Raw genomic sequence first — 14,887 nt, 5'->3', positions numbered from 1 at the left:
CCGTGGAAGAAATCGGCCTGATCGGAGCGATCCGCGTGATCAGCGTGATCGGCGTCAAATCGCGACCCAGGGGCTGATGGTGTCACCCGGCGGCGGACATGGGGAAGCCGCCGGGTGAGAAGTGACCCGACGGCTTCGAAAGGATTCGAGTGGCGCGGCAGGGTCAGCCGGCTACTCGTACGGCCAGCGCGTCGCCGATCTCCGACGTGGAGCGGGCGGGCTTGCCGGTGCGCTCCGCGAGGTCGGCGGAGACGGCCTCGTCGATGCGGGCGGCCTCGGCGTCGTAGCCGAGGTGGCGCAGGAGCAGGGCGACGGACAGGACCGTGGCGGTGGGGTCGGCCTTGCCCTGGCCGGCGATGTCGGGCGCGGAACCGTGGACCGGCTCGAACATCGACGGGAAGTCGCCGGACGGGTTGATGTTGCCGCTCGCCGCGACGCCGATGCCGCCGGAGACGGCCGCGGCGAGGTCGGTGACGATGTCGCCGAAGAGGTTGTCGGTGACGATGACGTCGAAGCGCTCGGGCTGGGTGACCAGGTAGATGGTCGCCGCGTCGACGTGCATGTACTCGGTGGTGACCTCGGGGAACTCCTCGGCCACCTTGTTGAAGATGTTCGTCCACAGGTGACCCGCGAAGGTCAGCACGTTGTTCTTGTGGATCAGCGCCAGCTTCTTGCGGGGGCGGGCCTGCGCGCGGGCGAAGGCGTCGCGGACCACGCGCTCGACACCGAAGGCCGTGTTCACGGAGACCTCGGTGGCGACCTCGTGCTCGGTGCCCTTGCGGATGGTGCCGCCGTTGCCGGTGTACGGGCCCTCGGTGCCCTCGCGGACGACGACGAAGTCGATGGACGGCTCGCCCTTCAAAGGCGTGTCCACACCCGGCAGCAGCTTGCTCGGCCGCAGGTTGACGTGGTGGTCGAAGGCGAAGCGGAGCTTGAGCAGGAAGCCGCGCTCCAGGACGCCGGAGGGGACGCTCGGGTCGCCGATCGCGCCCAGCAGGATGGCGTCGTGCTTCCTCAGGGCGTCGAGGTCGGCGTCGGTGAGGGTCTCACCGGTGGCGTGGTAGCGCCGGGCGCCGAAGTCGTACTCCTTGGTCTCCAGCTTCACATCCTGCGGGAGGACGGCGGAGAGGACCTTGAGGCCTTCGGCCACGACTTCCTGCCCGATGCCGTCACCGGGAATCACTGCGAGATTGAGGCTGCGAGACATGTCGGCACCCTACTCCTCGTCCCATGGAATGACACGCGGTGTCCGCGATGCGGACGGCCGGACGGGGGACGGCGTTTGCGCGTCGACTGGCGTTCACCCCTATGTGTGACGGGTGTTGGCGTCCGCTGGGAACTTCTCCGACATGGACATCCCTGACTTCGGCATCCCGCCCCGGCTCGCCCGCCGTATGACCATGGCGGAGCGGCACGAGTACCTGCGCACGAAACTGACCCGGCGTCGCACGCTGGTGACGGCCGGCGCGGTGGCGGGCGGGCTGCTGACGGGCTGTTCGGGTTCGGGATCGGGATCGGACACCGGTGGGCCGAAGCCCTCCGCGTCCACGCTCACCGAGGTGCCGGGGGCCGCCGTCGCCCCCTTCGGCCGCCATCTCGCCTTCGGCGCCGACCCGAAGACCCAGATGCGTATCTCCTGGCAGGTGCCGGCCGCGGTGCGCAGGCCGTACGTCCGGATCGGGCTGCGCCCGGACGACCTGGACCGCAGGACCGAGGCGGAGCTGCGCGACCTGAAGACCCCGGAGCTGGCCGGGGTGAGCCCGGCGGTCGAGCAGTACTACCTGCACGCGGTCCTGGACGGTCTGCGGCCGGGCACGACGTACTACTACGGCGTCGGCCACGACGGCTTCGACCCGGCGTCCCCGGGGAACCGGGCCACGATCGCCTCCTTCCGCACGGCGCCCGCGGCCCCGCCCGACCGGTTCGTGTTCACCGCGTTCGGCGACCAGGGCGTCGGTACACACGCGGCCGCCAACGACCGCGCCCTGCTGCGCCTGGACCCCGCCTTCCATCTGCACGCCGGGGACATCTGCTACGCCAACCCGACCGGCAAGGGCAAGGACACCGACGCGTTCCAGGCGGGCATGTGGGACGTGTTCCTCAAGCAGACGGAGTCGGTGGCGAAGTCGGTGCCGTGGATGGTGACGACCGGCAACCACGACATGGAGGCCTGGTACTCGCCGGACGGCTACGGCGGCCAGCTCGCCCGCTTCTCGCTCCCGGACAACGGCTTCGACCCGCGTACGGCGCCGGGGGTGTACGCGTTCACCTACGGCAATGTCGGGGTGGTCGCGCTGGACGCGAACGACGTGTCGTACGAGATCCCCGCCAACTTCGGCCACTCGGAGGGGCGGCAGACCAAGTGGCTGGACACGAAGCTGCGCGAACTGCGGGCCGACGGCTCGGTCGACTTCGTCGTCGTCTACTTCCACCACTGTGCCTACTCGACGTCGACGCACGCCTCCGACGGGGGCATTCGCGCCGAGTGGGTGCCGCTGTTCGCCCGGCACGAGGTCGACCTGGTGATCAACGGGCACAACCATGTGTACGAGCGGACGGACGCCATCAAGAACGGCGAGGTCGGCAAGCCGGTGCCGATCGGCGCGTCGACGGACCCGAGGCGGGACGGCATCGTGTACGTCACGGCGGGCGGCGGCGGCAAGGAGCTGTACGGCTTCCCGAAGGGCGTCGAGGAGAGCTACGAGGGCCATGTCGCCGGGCGGGAGTCGGTCGACTCCTTCACCTGGACCAGGTCACGCGACACCAGGGCGGAGCGCGTCGAGTGGTCGCGGGTGCGCTACCGGGGCTTCTCCTTCCTCTCCGTGGAGGCGGAGAGCGGCGCGAAGCCCCGGCTGACGGTGTCGGCACTGACCCCGGACGGCGAGCGCGTCGACCACTTCGAGGTGCGGCGCGGCTGAGCGGTCTGGGCGTCTGCCGCTGGGTGCGTCAGGCGGCCTGGTGGCCGGTGCTGCCGCCGTTGTCACGGCGGTCGAGCGCGCGCTGCAGCGCGGCCGCGGCGTTCCTGCGGTCGGACTCGCTGGTGCGGGAGATGTGACGGACTCGACGGCGGGCGGTCGTCTCGGCCATGGGAAATCGACTCCTTCGACAATCCGGGAGTGCAGAGAGGGGTTACGAGACGCCGGGTGGGGCGGGGAGCGGTGCCGCAGGGGTTGCCTGCACGGGGCTCGGCTCACGACCGCCATTCGCTTGATCGAGCGAGACGTTCGGCTTCTACAAAGCTAAGGGAGGACGGCGAGTCTGTCTCCACAATTACTCGGACTTCCTACTATCTGAGACGGTGGAGTGGGTCACACGCCGCTGACCTGCGCTTTTACCTATGTCCCGTCACAGCACATCCCCGTCCCGCCAGTCGAAGAGCAGTTCGTGGGCCGGGTCGAGGACGGTTCCGGAGGAGGCCCGTACGAAGAGCCATTCCTCCTCCTCGGGCAGGCGCACGATCCCGTCCGGGCCGAGCGCGTCGATCCGGCCGGGCCACTCCAGCCAGCCGCGCGACCGGTACAGGCCCTGGCCCTCGTACGACGCCGAGAGCGCGCCGAGCTGGTAGGCGCCGTCGATCACCCGCTCCAGCTCCGCCATCACCCGCCCGCCGAGCCCACCGCGGCGCGCGTCCGGCCGTACGGCCACCGCCACCACGTACCCGACCCGCAGCCACCGCCCCCGGTGCCGCGCCCGCCGCATGATCACCGACCCGTGCGCGACGAGCCGTCCGGCGTCGTCGTGGACGAGGGCGTGGATGCCGCCGAGGCCGTGCTCGAAGTCCTCGTCGGAGAAGTCACCGTCGAAGGCCTCGTCCAACAGGGCGCGGATCACGCGCAGTTCGCCGGGGGTGAGGTCCGCGGTGTGTGCGGTGCGCACAATGAAGGCGGAGGATGCGGTCGTGGTCATCGGACCAGTATCCGCACCTGCGACGAACCGGTGCCGAGGACCGGCCACCGGGGCCACGATGGACTGACGCCGTCGGAGCGGCCCGGCCCGTGCATCACCCACTCGGCCGATCCTCCGCGCGGCATCGGGACAGACAGCCACGACCAGGGGACGGTGAGGTCATGAACGACACGGCGAAAGTGTTCCTCGAGGGCGGCCCGGACGACCTGCCCGACCGGATCGTGCCCACGCCCTTTCCCGGCCCGGACGTGAAGATCGAGCTGCGCAACGGCTACGAGCACTTCCGGCCGACCCCGCGCCAGGCGGACACGCCCGAGGGCAGACTCCCCGTGTACGAGTGGTGGGAGCGGACGGAGATGCCGGGCTAGGGGCTTTCACCACGCCCCCCTGGCGGCACGGAGCGCGACGGCTCACCGCAGCGTGGTCGCCACCGCTTCCCGGAAGCCCTTGGGATCCTCCACCCACGGCAGATGCCCGGCGTCGGGCAGGATCACCCGGTCCGCGCTCGGCAGCGCCCGCTCCAGCGAGTCGACCGCCGAGCGTGGCCGGATGTCGCGGGCCCCGTCGACGATGAGCACGGGCAGGTCCAGGGCATGGCAGGCGGCGTACAGCTCGGGGGTGCCCCAGGTGCGTCGCCGTTCGGCGTTCAGGGCCGCACTGCACTCGGTGTTGATGCCGAACCACGGGTCGGCCATCCGGGCGGCGTGCTCCGGCGCCCGCGCGCGGTCCTCGAACTCGACCGACCATTGGAGCACCGCACGCTCCCGGTCGTCCCTGGGCAACTCCCGCCAGCGGGCGAGGCGTTCGGGGTCCTCGCCCAGCCGCGCCAGGAGGTTCTCCTCGTAGGCCGGGTGCCAGTCGGCGTCCGGTCCGATGCCGGTTCCGGCCACGTACACCAGCGTGCTCACCCGCTCCGGATGCGCCAGCGCGTAGGCGAGCGCCAGTTGGGCGCCCCAGGAATGCCCGAGCAGCGCCATCCGCGCCGCCCCGAAGTGCCGCCGTACGGCGTCCAGATCGGCCACGAACCGCTCGGTCGTCCAGGGCCCCGCGCAGCGCTCGGAGCGTCCGCACCCGCGCTGGTCCCACCGGATCACCGTGGCCAGGTCGCCGAGCAGCGCGGCCACGTCCTCGAACATGTCCCACAGTCCGGGACCGCCGTGGCACAGCACCAGCGGCGCGCCCCGGCCGGATGCGCTCGCCCACAGTCGTACGCCGTCGTCCGTCGTCACCGTCATGACCGTATTGTCCACTTGGCCACGCACGAAAGGGCCGGGTCCGCTCAAGACCCGGCCCTTTACCGCGAGTCGGGGTGTCAGCCCATGTGCGGGTACGTGTAGTCGGTCGGCGGGACCAGCGCCTCCTTGATGGAGCGGGTCAGGGTCCAGCGCATCAGGTTCTGCGGGGCGCCGGCCTTGTCGTTGGTGCCGGAGGCGCGGCCGCCGCCGAAGGGCTGCTGGCCGACGACGGCGCCGGTCGACTTGTCGTTGATGTAGAAGTTGCCGGCCGCGTAGCGCAGCTTGTCCATGGTGTAGCGTGCCGCCGCGCGGTCGCCCGCGATGACCGAGCCGGTCAGGGCGTAGGCCGACACCGACTCCATCTGCTCCAGCATCTCGTCGTACTTGTCGTCCTCGTAGACGTGCACGGCGAGGAACGGGCCGAAGTACTCGGTGGTGAAGACCTCGTTCTCCGGGTCGGAGCACTCGACGACGGTCGGGCGGACGAAGTAGCCGACCGAGTCGTCGTAGGAGCCGCCCGCGACGATCGTGCAGCTCGGGTCGGACTTGGCGCGGTCGATGGCGGCCTTGTTCTTGGCGAAGGCGCGCTCGTCGATGACGGCGCCGATGAAGTTGGACAGGTCGGTGACGTCACCCATGGTGATGTAGTCGACCTCGGCGGCGAACTCCTCCTTGAAGCCGGAGTTCCAGATCGACGCCGGGATGTAGGCCCGGGAGGTCGCGGAGCACTTCTGGCCCTGGAACTCGAAGGCGCCACGGGTCAGCGCGGTCTTCAGCACCGCCTTGTCGGCGCTCGGGTGGGCGACGACGAAGTCCTTGCCGCCGGTCTCGCCGACGATGCGCGGGTAGGAACGGTACTTCTCGATGTTGTTGCCGACCGTCTTCCACAGGTACTGGAAGGTCCTGGTCGAGCCGGTGAAGTGGATGCCGGCGAGGTCACGGTGCTCAAGAGCCACCTTGGAGACCTCGATGCCGTCGCCGGTGACGAGGTTGATGACGCCCTTGGGCAGACCGGCCTCCTCGAGGAGCTGCATCAGCAGCACGGCGGCGTGGGTCTGGGTCGGGGACGGCTTCCAGACGACGACGTTGCCCATGAGCGCCGGGGCGGTCGGCAGGTTGCCCGCGATCGCCGTGAAGTTGAACGGCGTGATCGCGTAGACGAAGCCCTCCAGCGGGCGGTGGTCCAGGCGGTTCCACACGCCCGGGGAGTTGGCGACCGGCTGCTCGGCGAGTAGGTCACGGGCGTACTTGACGTTGAAGCGCCAGAAGTCGATCAGCTCGCAGGGCGTGTCGATCTCGGCCTGCTGGGCGGTCTTGGACTGGCCGAGCATGGTGGAGGCGGCCAGCGTCTCGCGCCAGGGGCCGGACAGCAGGTCGGCGGCGCGCAGGATGATCGCGGCGCGGTCGTCGAAGGACATCGCGCGCCAGGCCGGCGCGGCGGCGAGGGCCGCGTCGATGGCGTCCTGGGCGTCCTGCTGGGTGGCGTTGCCGTAGGTGCCGAGGCGGGCTTTGTGATTGTGCGGCTGCACGACGTCGAACCGGTCGCCGCCGCCCATCCGCTTCTGGCCGCCGATGGTGCAGGGCAGGTCGACCGGGTTCTCGGCCAGCTCCTTGAGCTTGGCCTCGAGCCGGGCACGCTCGGGCGAGCCGGGGGCGTAGCCGTGCACCGGCTCGTTGACGGGGGTGGGGACCTGGGTCACAGCGTCCATGGTTTCCGTAACTCCTTGCTTGAGCGGGTGGATCGGGGCTCAGCCCTTGCTGATCATCGAGCGGGCGAAGAACCGCGGGTTGGCGGGCGTCTCCGCGAGCCGCCTCATGCTGCGCTTGCCCGGGGGACACGCCCCGGACCCCCGGCAGAGAAGGCTCTGTGGGTGCGTCATTCCTCAACCTCGGGTGAGCATGCTGCGCGCGAAGAACCGCAGGTTGGCGGGCTTCTCCGCGAGCCGCCTCATGAAGTAGCCGTACCAGTCGGTGCCGTACGCGGTGTAGACGCGCATCCGGTGGCCCTCGGCGGCGAGTCTGAGGTGTTCGTCGCTGCGGATGCCGTACAGCATCTGGAACTCGTACTCGTCGAGCTTGCGCCCGGCGCGCCGGGCGAGTTCCTGGGCGATGGAGATCAGACGCGGGTCGTGGGAGCCGATCATCGGGTACCCGGTGCCCTCCATGAGAATCCTCAGGATCCGGACGTACGCCTTGTCGATCTCGTGTTTGTGCTGGTAGGCGACCTCGGCGGGTTCCTTGTAGGCGCCCTTGACGAGCCGCACCCGGCTGCCGGCCGCGGCGAGCCGGCGGGCGTCGGCCTCGGTGCGGAAGAGGTAGGCCTGGATGACGCAGCCGGTCTGCGGGAAGTCCTTCCGCAGCTCCTCGTGGATGGCGAACATCGAGTCGAGGGTGGTGTGGTCCTCGGCGTCGAGGGTGACGGTGGTGCCGATCGCTGCGGCGGCCTCGACGACGGGGCGGACGTTGGCCAGGGCCAGCTCGTGGCCGCCGTCCAGCGCCTGGCCGAACATCGACAGCTTCACGGACATCTCGGCCCGGTCACCCAGCTCCAACTCCTTGAGCCGGTCGATGAGCGCCAGATAGGCGTCGCGCGCGGCGGCCGCCTGCTCCGGGCGGGTGATGTCCTCGCCGACGACGTCCATCGTCAGCTCCAGGCCCCGGTCGCTGAGGTCGCGGATGATCGGCACGATCTCGTCGACCGTCTCGCCCGGGATGAAGCGGTCGACGACCTGCTTGCTCACCGGGGCCGCCGAGATCAGGCGTCGCATCCGGTCGCTGCGCGACGCGGCAAGAATCACGGGACCCAGCACGGGGCACCTCCACAAACAGCAGATAGAACCACCGTGAAAACTAAGGATCCCTCCGATCGTCGGCCATCGACAGGTGTCACGCATCCGTGCCGCAGATCTCAGACAGATGTATGACGGCCCTGCGGTTATGCGGGAGAATGCCCGGGTGACAGCCGATTACAAGGGCGACTACCAGGAGCTCGTCGATGAGATCTCGGAGCTGCTGGGCGCCCCCGCGACGCTGGAGAACCGGGACTTCGAGCTGATCGCCTTCGGCGCCTACGACACCGAGGACGAGCTCGACGCCTCGGCCCTGGACCCCGTGCGCACCCGCTCGATCCTCACGCGCCGCTCGACGGCGGCCGTACGCAGCTGGTTCGAGGGCTTCGGCATCACCCGCGCGGCCGGCCCGGTGCGGATCCCGCGCACTCCGGAGGCCGGGGTGTACCGCGGACGCATCTGTCTTCCCGTACGCCACAGGGGTGTCGTCCTCGGCTACGTCTGGCTCCTGGACACCGACCCGGGCCCGACCGAGCGACAGCTCGCCGCCGCGATGGAGGTGACCGGGAGGATCGGGTCGCTGCTCGCGGACGAGGCGCAGCACGGGGCGGACCTCAGCCGGGAGCTGCGGGCGGTGCTGACCGCCGAGCGGGGCTGGCAGGGCGACATGGCGGTGGCCGAGCTGCGCACGGCGCTGGGCTCGCGCGCGGACGGCGTCCATACGGTGCTCTGCGTGGCCCCCTGGCCCTCGGCCGACCCCGACGACGCCCCGTCGGTGCGGACGGTGCCGCACGCGACCGCGCTGTGCACTCTCCCGTGGGGGGCGACGGGCCAGAGCCTCGCGGTCCTCGTGCGGCTGCGCTCGCCCGAGGCGCACACGGCGGCGCTGGCGGCGGCGTCCCGGCTGCTGAAGGAGACCCCGGCGGCGGGACCGCACGCCCGGTTGGCGGCCGGCATCGGCGAGCCGCGCGCCGGTCTCACCGATCTGGGCACCGTCTGGCGGGAGGCGTCGGCCGCGGCCCGCGCCGCCCTGGCGGAACCGCGGCTCGGCCCGGTGGCCGAGTGGTCGCGCATCGGGCCGTACCGCCTGCTGACCTCCCTCGCCCCGGACACGGTCCACGACCCGGCACTCGCCCCGCTCCTCTCCCCCGCCCACCACGAACTCGCCCGCACCGCCGAGGTCTACCTCGACTGCGCGGGCCAGGCCGGCCGCACGGCCGCCGAGCTCGGCATCCACCGCCAGACCCTCTATTACCGCCTGTCCCGGGTCGAACAGCTCACCGGCCTGGACCTGGACGACGGGGAGGACCGGCTGCTGCTGCACATGGGACTGAAGGGGGCGCGGCTCTGACCGGCGGAGCGTGGCCCGAACAAGGTTTCTGAAAACGATTGTCATCATGCTACGGTTCGTGGCACGTTCAACCTTTGACCACGCCTTTACCGGAGTGTCCCGTGCGCCTCCCCGCTCGCCCCCTGTCCCTCACCGCGGCCGCCGCGGCCTCCGCCCTGCTCACCGGCTGCTTCTCGGCGGCGGGGTCCGATGAGGCAGCCGCCGAAGGCAAGCGCATCCGTGTCGCGCACATGCTGCCGCCCCGCTCCGGCCTGTCCCCCCTCAGCGACGACGCGTTCAAGCTCTCGCGCTGGTCGACCGCCGAGACCCTGGTGAAGCTCGACGAGGACGGTGACGCCCAGCCCGCCCTCGCCACCAAGTGGCAGCAGTCCGGCCGCACCTGGACCTTCGAGATACGCGACGGCGTCACCTTCCACGACGGCACGAAGCTCGACGCCCAGGCCGTCGTGCGGTCGCTCACCAAGGCCGCCGGCGCCTCCCCCAAGCCCCGCATCCTCGACGGCGTCGAGCTGACCGCGAAGGCCGAGGACGCCGACACGGTCACGGTCACCACCGGCACCGAGGACCCCCTCGTCCCGCAGCGGCTGAGCTCGCCCCAGCTGTCGGTCCTGGCCGCCAAGGCCTACAAGGGAAAGACGGTGAACCCGGTCGGCGCCGGCACCGGCCCCTTCGAGCTGGTCAAGGTCAACGGCACCGCCTCCGCCGCCCTCGACCGCTACGACGCGTACTGGGGCGGCAAGGCCAAGGCACCGGGAATCGACGTCAAGTTCGTGCCGGACGGGACCGCCCGCGCCGCCGCCCTGCGCACCGGCGAGGCCGACATCGTCGAGGCGATTCCGGTCTCCCAGGCCGCCGTCCTCGACCAGGACCTGATCACCGAGGTCCCGATGCCGCGCACCAACACCCTCTACCTGAACACCGAGAAGGGCGTCTTCAAGGACGCCTCGCTGCGCGCCGCCGCCCGGGAGGCGATCGACGCCAAGGCGATCGTCGAGGGCGTGTACGAGGGGCGGGCGGACGTCGCCGAAGGGCTGCTCGGGCCCGCCCTGCCGTGGGCGGCCGACCTGCGCACGCCCGTCAAGCACACCAAGGCCGGCAAGCCGAACGGCACGACGATCACCATCGGCACCTTCACCGACCGGGCCGAACTGCCCGAGGTCGCCGCCACGCTGCAGCAGCAGTTGCAGAAGGCCGGGTTCAAGGTGAAGCTCGACGTCCGTGAGTACGCGAACATCGAATCCGACGCGCTGGCGGGCAAGTTCGACGCGTTCATCCTCTCCCGCGCCACCGTCCTGGACTCCGGCGACCCGGTCGCCTACCTGTACAGCGACTTCGCCTCCGACGGCTCCTTCAACCTCTCCCAGCTCGCCGACTCCTCCGTGGACGCCGAGCTGAAGAAGGCCGGCGACACCAAGGCCGGCGACTCCCGCCGAAAGGCGGTCATCGAGGCCGAGGCCGCCGTGCTCGCCGCCGACGCTGCCGTGCCGATGCTCCACGAGCGGGTCATCCAGGGCGACGCCGCCGGTGTCGTGGACGCCGCCCACGACCCGCGTGAGCGTGAGCTCGTCACGGTGGACACGTACGTCAAGTGAAGCCCATCGCAAGGAAGTTGGCCGACCCGTCCGGGCTGACCCGCTTCGTCTGTCTCGTCGCCGTCCTGGCCGCCGTCGGCCTGCTCCCCTGGCTCTCCCGCCGGGACCCGGCGCTCACGGTCCTGCGCGCCCGTTCGGCCGAGCAGGAGGCGACCGAGGAGGCCCTCTCCGCGATCCGCGAGGACCTCGGACTGGACGCCGGTCCCCTCTCCCTGCTGGGCAACTGGGCCGCCGACCTGCTGCGCGGCGACTTCGGCACCTCCTGGGTGTCGGGGACCGACGTGCTGCCGTCCGTCGTCGACGGGCTCCAGGTGTCGCTGGCCCTGATGGGCGCGGCGCTGGGCGTGGCGGTCGTGCTGGCCGCCGCGCTGGTGGCGCCGGTGCTGGTGCGGGGGCGCGGGTCGGCCGGGGCGTTCGCCGCGATGCTGGCCGCCGTACCCGAGTTCCTGCTGGCCACGGTCGCGCTGCTGGTGTGCGGGGTGTGGCTGGGGTGGCTGCCGACGGCCGGCTGGGCGGGCCCCGAGTACCTGGTGCTGCCGGCGCTCGCCCTCGGCGTGCCGGCGGGCGGTCTGCTCGGCCGGCTGGTCGCGGACGCGCTGCCCGCCGTCCTCGACGAGCGGTGGGTGGAGCTGTGGCGGGGCGCGGGAGTGGCGCGTACGACGATCTCGGCGGCCGCCCTCAAGCGCGTACTGCCGCCGCTGGTCCCGCAGTTCGGGATGGTCGCCGTCGGCCTGACCGGTGGCGCGGTCGCGGTGGAGATGGTCTTCGCGGTGCCCGGCATCGGCCGCACCGCGCTCGGCGCGGCCAAGTCGCAGGACCTGCCGCTGCTCCAGGGCTCGGTGCTGGCCCTGCTGCTGCTCGGCCTGGTGGCGGGCGCGGTGGCGGTGGGCGTACGGCGCCGGCTGCTGGGTCCCGCGCTGCGCGACGCGGGGCTGACTCTGCCGCCGGTCCGCCCGGTCCGCGCCCACCCGGCGATCCCGCTGACGCTCGCCGCCGTCCTGGGGCTCACCATCGGCTGGGGCCTGCTGCGCGACCCGTACACGGTGAACACGGCCGCCCGCCTGGCCGCCCCCTCCTGGGCGCACCCGCTCGGCACCGACGCCCTCGGCCGCGATGTGCTCGCCCGGCTCGGCCACGGCGCCGCCTCGACGGTCGGCACGGCCGCCGCCATCTGTGCGCTGAGCCTGCTGGTCGCGCTCGCGCTGGGCTTCCTGCCCGGCGTCGCGGCGGGCGCGGCCGACATCGCCAACGCCCTGCCCCCGGTGATCATGGGCATCCTGGTCGCCGCGGCGACCGGCCCCGGCACCGGCGGCGCGGCCCTCGCGGTCGCGCTGATCTCCTGGCCGGCGCTGTCCGCGCACGCGGCGGCACTGGTGCAGGAGGTGCGGGCATCGGCGTTCCTGACCGCCCAACGCGCCATGGGCGCGACCCCGTTGTGGATCCTCACCCGGCACGTCCTGCCGTCCGTCGCCGCCCCGGTCGCCCGCCACGCCATGCTCCGACTGCCCGGCATCGCCCTCGCCCTGGCCTCCCTGGGCTTCCTGGGCCTGGGCGCCCAGCCGCCGGCGCCCGAGTGGGGACTGCTGCTCGACGAGTCCCGCGCCTACGTCGAACGCGCCCCGTGGGCGGCCCTCGCCCCGGCCGTGGCGCTGGCCCTGCTGGCGGGTCTCGCGGTGTCGGGAGCGGCGTCCGTGCAGGGCCGGAGGGTGAAGCGACCCGGTCGACCCGCTCCGGTGGAGCAGCAGAAGGAGACCTCCGTTGCCGTCTGACGCACTGCTGTCGGTGCACGACCTGCGCATCGCCTTCGACGGAGTCGAGGCGGTGCGGGGCCTGACCTTCGACGTCCGTCCGCGCGAAGTCCTGGCCCTGGTCGGCGAATCGGGCGCGGGCAAGTCCCTCACGGCCCGGGCGCTGCTGGGCATGCTGCCGCGGGGCGCGACCACGACCGGCACGATCCGGCCGGACCTCGCGCCCCACCGCGGCCACCGCATCTCCCTCGTCCCGCAGGACGCCCTGTCCGCCCTCTCCCCCGTGCACCCGGTGGGCGACCAACTGGCCGCCGCCGTACGCTCGGTGGCCCGCGTCCCGCGCAAGGAGGCCCGGGCCCGCGCGGTCGCCGCCCTCGACCGGGTCGGCATCCCGGACGCCGCACGCAGGGCACGGGCGTATCCGCACGAGTACTCCGGCGGCATGCGGCAGCGCGCCGTCATCGCCATGGCGACGATCAACGAGCCCGACATCGTCGTCGCCGACGAGCCCACCACCGCCCTGGACGAGGTCCACCGCGACCAGGTGCTGCGGGTGCTGGCCGAGCGGCGGGAGGCGGTGGGCGCCGCGCTCGTCCTGGTCACCCACGACATGGACGTCGTACGGGAGCACGCGGACCGCGTGCTGGTCATGTACGCCGGCCGCCTCACCGAACTCGGCCCGGCGGACGAGGTGCTGGGCCGCCCCCGCGCCCCCTACACGGCGGGCCTGCTGGCCTCCCTCCCCCAGCACGCGCCCCCGGGCCGCCGCCTGCCCGCCCTGCACGGCACCCCGCCCGCCCCCGGCAGCCTCCCGCCGGGCTGCGCCTTCGCCCCGCGCTGCCCGCTGGCGACGGACGCCTGCCGTGCGGCGGAACCGGAGCCGCAGGAGGTTCAGGGGCGTCTGGTGGCCTGCGACCGCTGGGCGGAACTCCCCCACCCGGCCACCCGGTTGTTCCAGGAAGAGGAACGGCAGCCCGCATGAGTGACGCCCTGCTCGACGTCCGCGACCTCGTGGTCCGCTACGGCGACGCCACCGCCGTCGATAACGTCTCCTTCACTCTGGCCCCCGGCGAGACCCTGGCCCTGAACGGCCCCTCCGGCTGCGGCAAGTCCTCCACGGCCCTGGCGGTCCTCCAGCTCCGCCGCCCGGACTCCGGTGAAGTGCGCTTCGAGGGCGAGGAGTTGACGACGCTGTCCGAAGCCGAACTGCGCCCGATCCGCCCGCGTATGCAGCCGGTCTTCCAGGACCCGTACGGCTCGCTCAGCCCTCGCCACCGGATCCGCGACGCGGTGGCGGAACCGCTGCGGATCCAGGGCCGCCGGCCCACCCCCGACCAGGTGGCCGAACTCCTGGACCGGGTGGGCCTGGACCCGGCGTACGGCGACCGCCGTCCGCACGAGCTGTCCGGCGGCCAGTGCCAACGCGTCGGCATCGCCCGCGCGCTGGCCTCCGAGCCCCGCCTGCTGGTCCTCGACGAACCGGTGTCGTCCCTCGACCCCTCCATCCGGGCCGGCGTGCTGAACCTGCTCGCCGACCTCCAGGACGACCTCGGCCTCGGCTATCTGTTCATCTGCCACGACCGGGCGGTCGTACGGCATTTCGCGGACCGGGTGGTTCAGATGCGGGACGGACGCGTCATTTCCGGGTAGCGGCCTCGATCACCTGGCGCAGGCCTTCGGTGAGCTGCTCCGCGCCGGGCGCGGTCTCGGGGTCGAAGGTCCACTGGGCGATCAGGCCCGTCATCAGGGTGACGTAGAGCATGCCGAGGGTGTCCGCGGTCTCGTCCAGGACATCCTCCTCCCGCCCTCCCATCAGCAGCGGGATCAGGCCACGTCCGGCCTCCCGCTGGGCCCGCGCCAGGTGGTCACGGACCTCGGGCAGCTTGTCGCCCAGGGTGATGACCTCCATGCTGAGGCGCCACATCGGCTCCCTCAGGGTGCCGATGATGTTCGACCACACCTCCTGGAACCGCTCGACCGAACCGGCCTCGGTGGCGCTCCCGACGGTGCCGTCGCCCTCGAAGGCGTCACCCATCTCCCCGACGAGCGCCACGTACGCCTGCGCCAGCAGCGCGTCCTTCGAGCCGTAGTGGTAGCCGATCGACGCCAGGTTCGTCCCCGACTCCTTGACGATGTCGCGCGCCGTCGTACGCACGAACCCCTTCGCCAGCAGGCAGCGCTTGGCGCCCTCGAGCAGATCCTCACGGTGTCCCATGCGGCCACCTTACCGTCGATCCATACAGTCGTCCTATACAAACGTTCTAGA

General features: G+C 71.8%; 14 protein-coding genes. 7 read left to right on the top strand and 7 right to left on the bottom strand.

What is annotated here, in order from left to right; all coding sequences use genetic code 11:
* Positions 1-163 precede the first annotated feature (163 nt).
* A complete protein-coding gene (locus ACP4J3_RS05700) occupies positions 164-1,207 on the bottom strand; it encodes a 3-isopropylmalate dehydrogenase (protein ID WP_426531058.1) in 1,044 nt (347 codons plus the stop codon).
* Positions 1,208-1,349: 142 nt separating this feature from the next.
* Here ACP4J3_RS05700 and ACP4J3_RS05695 point away from each other — a divergent pair, with 142 nt between their 5' ends.
* Positions 1,350-2,918, top strand: coding sequence for a purple acid phosphatase family protein (locus ACP4J3_RS05695; protein WP_426531056.1), 1,569 nt, complete (start codon positions 1,350-1,352; stop codon positions 2,916-2,918).
* 28 nt (positions 2,919-2,946) lie between these two features.
* Here the strand turns inward: ACP4J3_RS05695 and ACP4J3_RS05690 are convergent, their stop codons facing one another.
* Together ACP4J3_RS05690 and ACP4J3_RS05685 are read right to left on the bottom strand one after the other, a co-directional pair.
* The gene (locus tag ACP4J3_RS05690) at positions 2,947-3,087 is read right to left on the bottom strand and encodes a hypothetical protein (protein ID WP_194040225.1); all 141 of its coding nucleotides are present in this window, start codon (positions 3,085-3,087) and stop codon (positions 2,947-2,949) included.
* A 258-nt stretch (positions 3,088-3,345) separates the two neighbouring features.
* Positions 3,346-3,906, bottom strand: a complete 561-nt coding sequence (locus ACP4J3_RS05685) for a GNAT family N-acetyltransferase (RefSeq protein ID WP_426531053.1) — start codon at positions 3,904-3,906, stop codon at positions 3,346-3,348.
* Positions 3,907-4,067: 161 nt separating this feature from the next.
* Here ACP4J3_RS05685 and ACP4J3_RS05680 point away from each other — a divergent pair, with 161 nt between their 5' ends.
* On the top strand, positions 4,068-4,274 hold the full coding sequence (locus ACP4J3_RS05680; RefSeq protein WP_426531051.1) for a DUF5988 family protein: 207 nt from the start codon (positions 4,068-4,070) through the stop codon (positions 4,272-4,274).
* A gap of 42 nt (positions 4,275-4,316) precedes the next feature.
* Here ACP4J3_RS05680 and ACP4J3_RS05675 read toward each other — a convergent pair whose 3' ends face one another.
* From ACP4J3_RS05675 to ACP4J3_RS05665, 3 genes are all read right to left on the bottom strand, one after another.
* On the bottom strand, positions 4,317-5,141 hold the full coding sequence (locus tag ACP4J3_RS05675; RefSeq protein ID WP_426531049.1) for an alpha/beta fold hydrolase: 825 nt from the start codon (positions 5,139-5,141) through the stop codon (positions 4,317-4,319).
* 77 nt (positions 5,142-5,218) lie between these two features.
* Positions 5,219-6,850 (bottom strand): L-glutamate gamma-semialdehyde dehydrogenase, encoded by a 1,632-nt coding sequence (pruA, locus tag ACP4J3_RS05670; protein WP_426531047.1) that lies wholly within the window; start codon positions 6,848-6,850, stop codon positions 5,219-5,221.
* A gap of 174 nt (positions 6,851-7,024) precedes the next feature.
* On the bottom strand, positions 7,025-7,951 hold the full coding sequence (locus ACP4J3_RS05665) for a proline dehydrogenase family protein (protein WP_426531045.1): 927 nt from the start codon (positions 7,949-7,951) through the stop codon (positions 7,025-7,027).
* 145 nt (positions 7,952-8,096) lie between these two features.
* On the opposite strand from ACP4J3_RS05665, the gene ACP4J3_RS05660 reads away from it, so the two are divergent.
* The 5 genes from ACP4J3_RS05660 to ACP4J3_RS05640 all read left to right on the top strand — a co-directional run bounded on the left by ACP4J3_RS05660 (position 8,097) and on the right by ACP4J3_RS05640 (position 14,271).
* Positions 8,097-9,281 carry a PucR family transcriptional regulator gene (locus ACP4J3_RS05660; RefSeq protein ID WP_426531043.1) on the top strand — a complete coding sequence of 395 codons (1,185 nt, stop codon included), beginning with the start codon at positions 8,097-8,099 and terminating at the stop codon, positions 9,279-9,281.
* 101 nt (positions 9,282-9,382) lie between these two features.
* Complete coding sequence (locus ACP4J3_RS05655; RefSeq protein WP_426531041.1) at positions 9,383-10,873, top strand: ABC transporter substrate-binding protein; 1,491 nt, start codon at positions 9,383-9,385, stop codon at positions 10,871-10,873.
* Positions 10,870-12,642 (top strand): ABC transporter permease subunit, encoded by a 1,773-nt coding sequence (locus ACP4J3_RS05650; protein WP_426531039.1) that lies wholly within the window; start codon positions 10,870-10,872, stop codon positions 12,640-12,642. The genes ACP4J3_RS05655 and ACP4J3_RS05650 overlap by 4 nt, the downstream gene beginning before the upstream one ends.
* Positions 12,632-13,603 carry an ABC transporter ATP-binding protein gene (locus tag ACP4J3_RS05645; RefSeq protein ID WP_426531036.1) on the top strand — a complete coding sequence of 324 codons (972 nt, stop codon included), beginning with the start codon at positions 12,632-12,634 and terminating at the stop codon, positions 13,601-13,603. The genes ACP4J3_RS05650 and ACP4J3_RS05645 overlap by 11 nt, the downstream gene beginning before the upstream one ends.
* Positions 13,600-14,271 (top strand): ATP-binding cassette domain-containing protein, encoded by a 672-nt coding sequence (locus ACP4J3_RS05640; RefSeq protein ID WP_426531034.1) that lies wholly within the window; start codon positions 13,600-13,602, stop codon positions 14,269-14,271. The genes ACP4J3_RS05645 and ACP4J3_RS05640 overlap by 4 nt, the downstream gene beginning before the upstream one ends.
* Here ACP4J3_RS05640 and ACP4J3_RS05635 read toward each other — a convergent pair.
* Positions 14,258-14,836 (bottom strand): TetR/AcrR family transcriptional regulator, encoded by a 579-nt coding sequence (locus ACP4J3_RS05635; protein WP_426531032.1) that lies wholly within the window; start codon positions 14,834-14,836, stop codon positions 14,258-14,260. The genes ACP4J3_RS05640 and ACP4J3_RS05635 overlap by 14 nt on opposite strands.
* Positions 14,837-14,887: the final 51 nt, after the last annotated feature.

The sequence above is a fragment of the Streptomyces sp. UG1 genome (assembly GCF_049974585.1).
GTDB lineage: Bacteria > Actinomycetota > Actinomycetes > Streptomycetales > Streptomycetaceae > Streptomyces.
This window is presented reverse-complemented; position numbering and strand designations above follow the sequence as displayed.

Excerpts from the sequence above, each read along its gene's own strand:
- ACP4J3_RS05700 (WP_426531058.1), bottom strand. The coding sequence starts at position 1,207 with ATGTCTCGCAGCCTCAATCTCGCAGTGATTCCCGGTGACGGCATCGGG.
- ACP4J3_RS05695 (WP_426531056.1), top strand. The coding sequence starts at position 1,350 with ATGGACATCCCTGACTTCGGCATCCCGCCCCGGCTCGCCCGCCGTATG.
- ACP4J3_RS05690 (WP_194040225.1), bottom strand. The coding sequence starts at position 3,087 with ATGGCCGAGACGACCGCCCGCCGTCGAGTCCGTCACATCTCCCGCACC.
- ACP4J3_RS05685 (WP_426531053.1), bottom strand. The coding sequence starts at position 3,906 with ATGACCACGACCGCATCCTCCGCCTTCATTGTGCGCACCGCACACACC.
- ACP4J3_RS05680 (WP_426531051.1), top strand. The coding sequence starts at position 4,068 with ATGAACGACACGGCGAAAGTGTTCCTCGAGGGCGGCCCGGACGACCTG.
- ACP4J3_RS05675 (WP_426531049.1), bottom strand. The coding sequence starts at position 5,141 with ATGACGGTGACGACGGACGACGGCGTACGACTGTGGGCGAGCGCATCC.
- pruA (WP_426531047.1), bottom strand. The coding sequence starts at position 6,850 with ATGGACGCTGTGACCCAGGTCCCCACCCCCGTCAACGAGCCGGTGCAC.
- ACP4J3_RS05640 (WP_426531034.1), top strand. The coding sequence starts at position 13,600 with ATGAGTGACGCCCTGCTCGACGTCCGCGACCTCGTGGTCCGCTACGGC.
- ACP4J3_RS05635 (WP_426531032.1), bottom strand. The coding sequence starts at position 14,836 with ATGGGACACCGTGAGGATCTGCTCGAGGGCGCCAAGCGCTGCCTGCTG.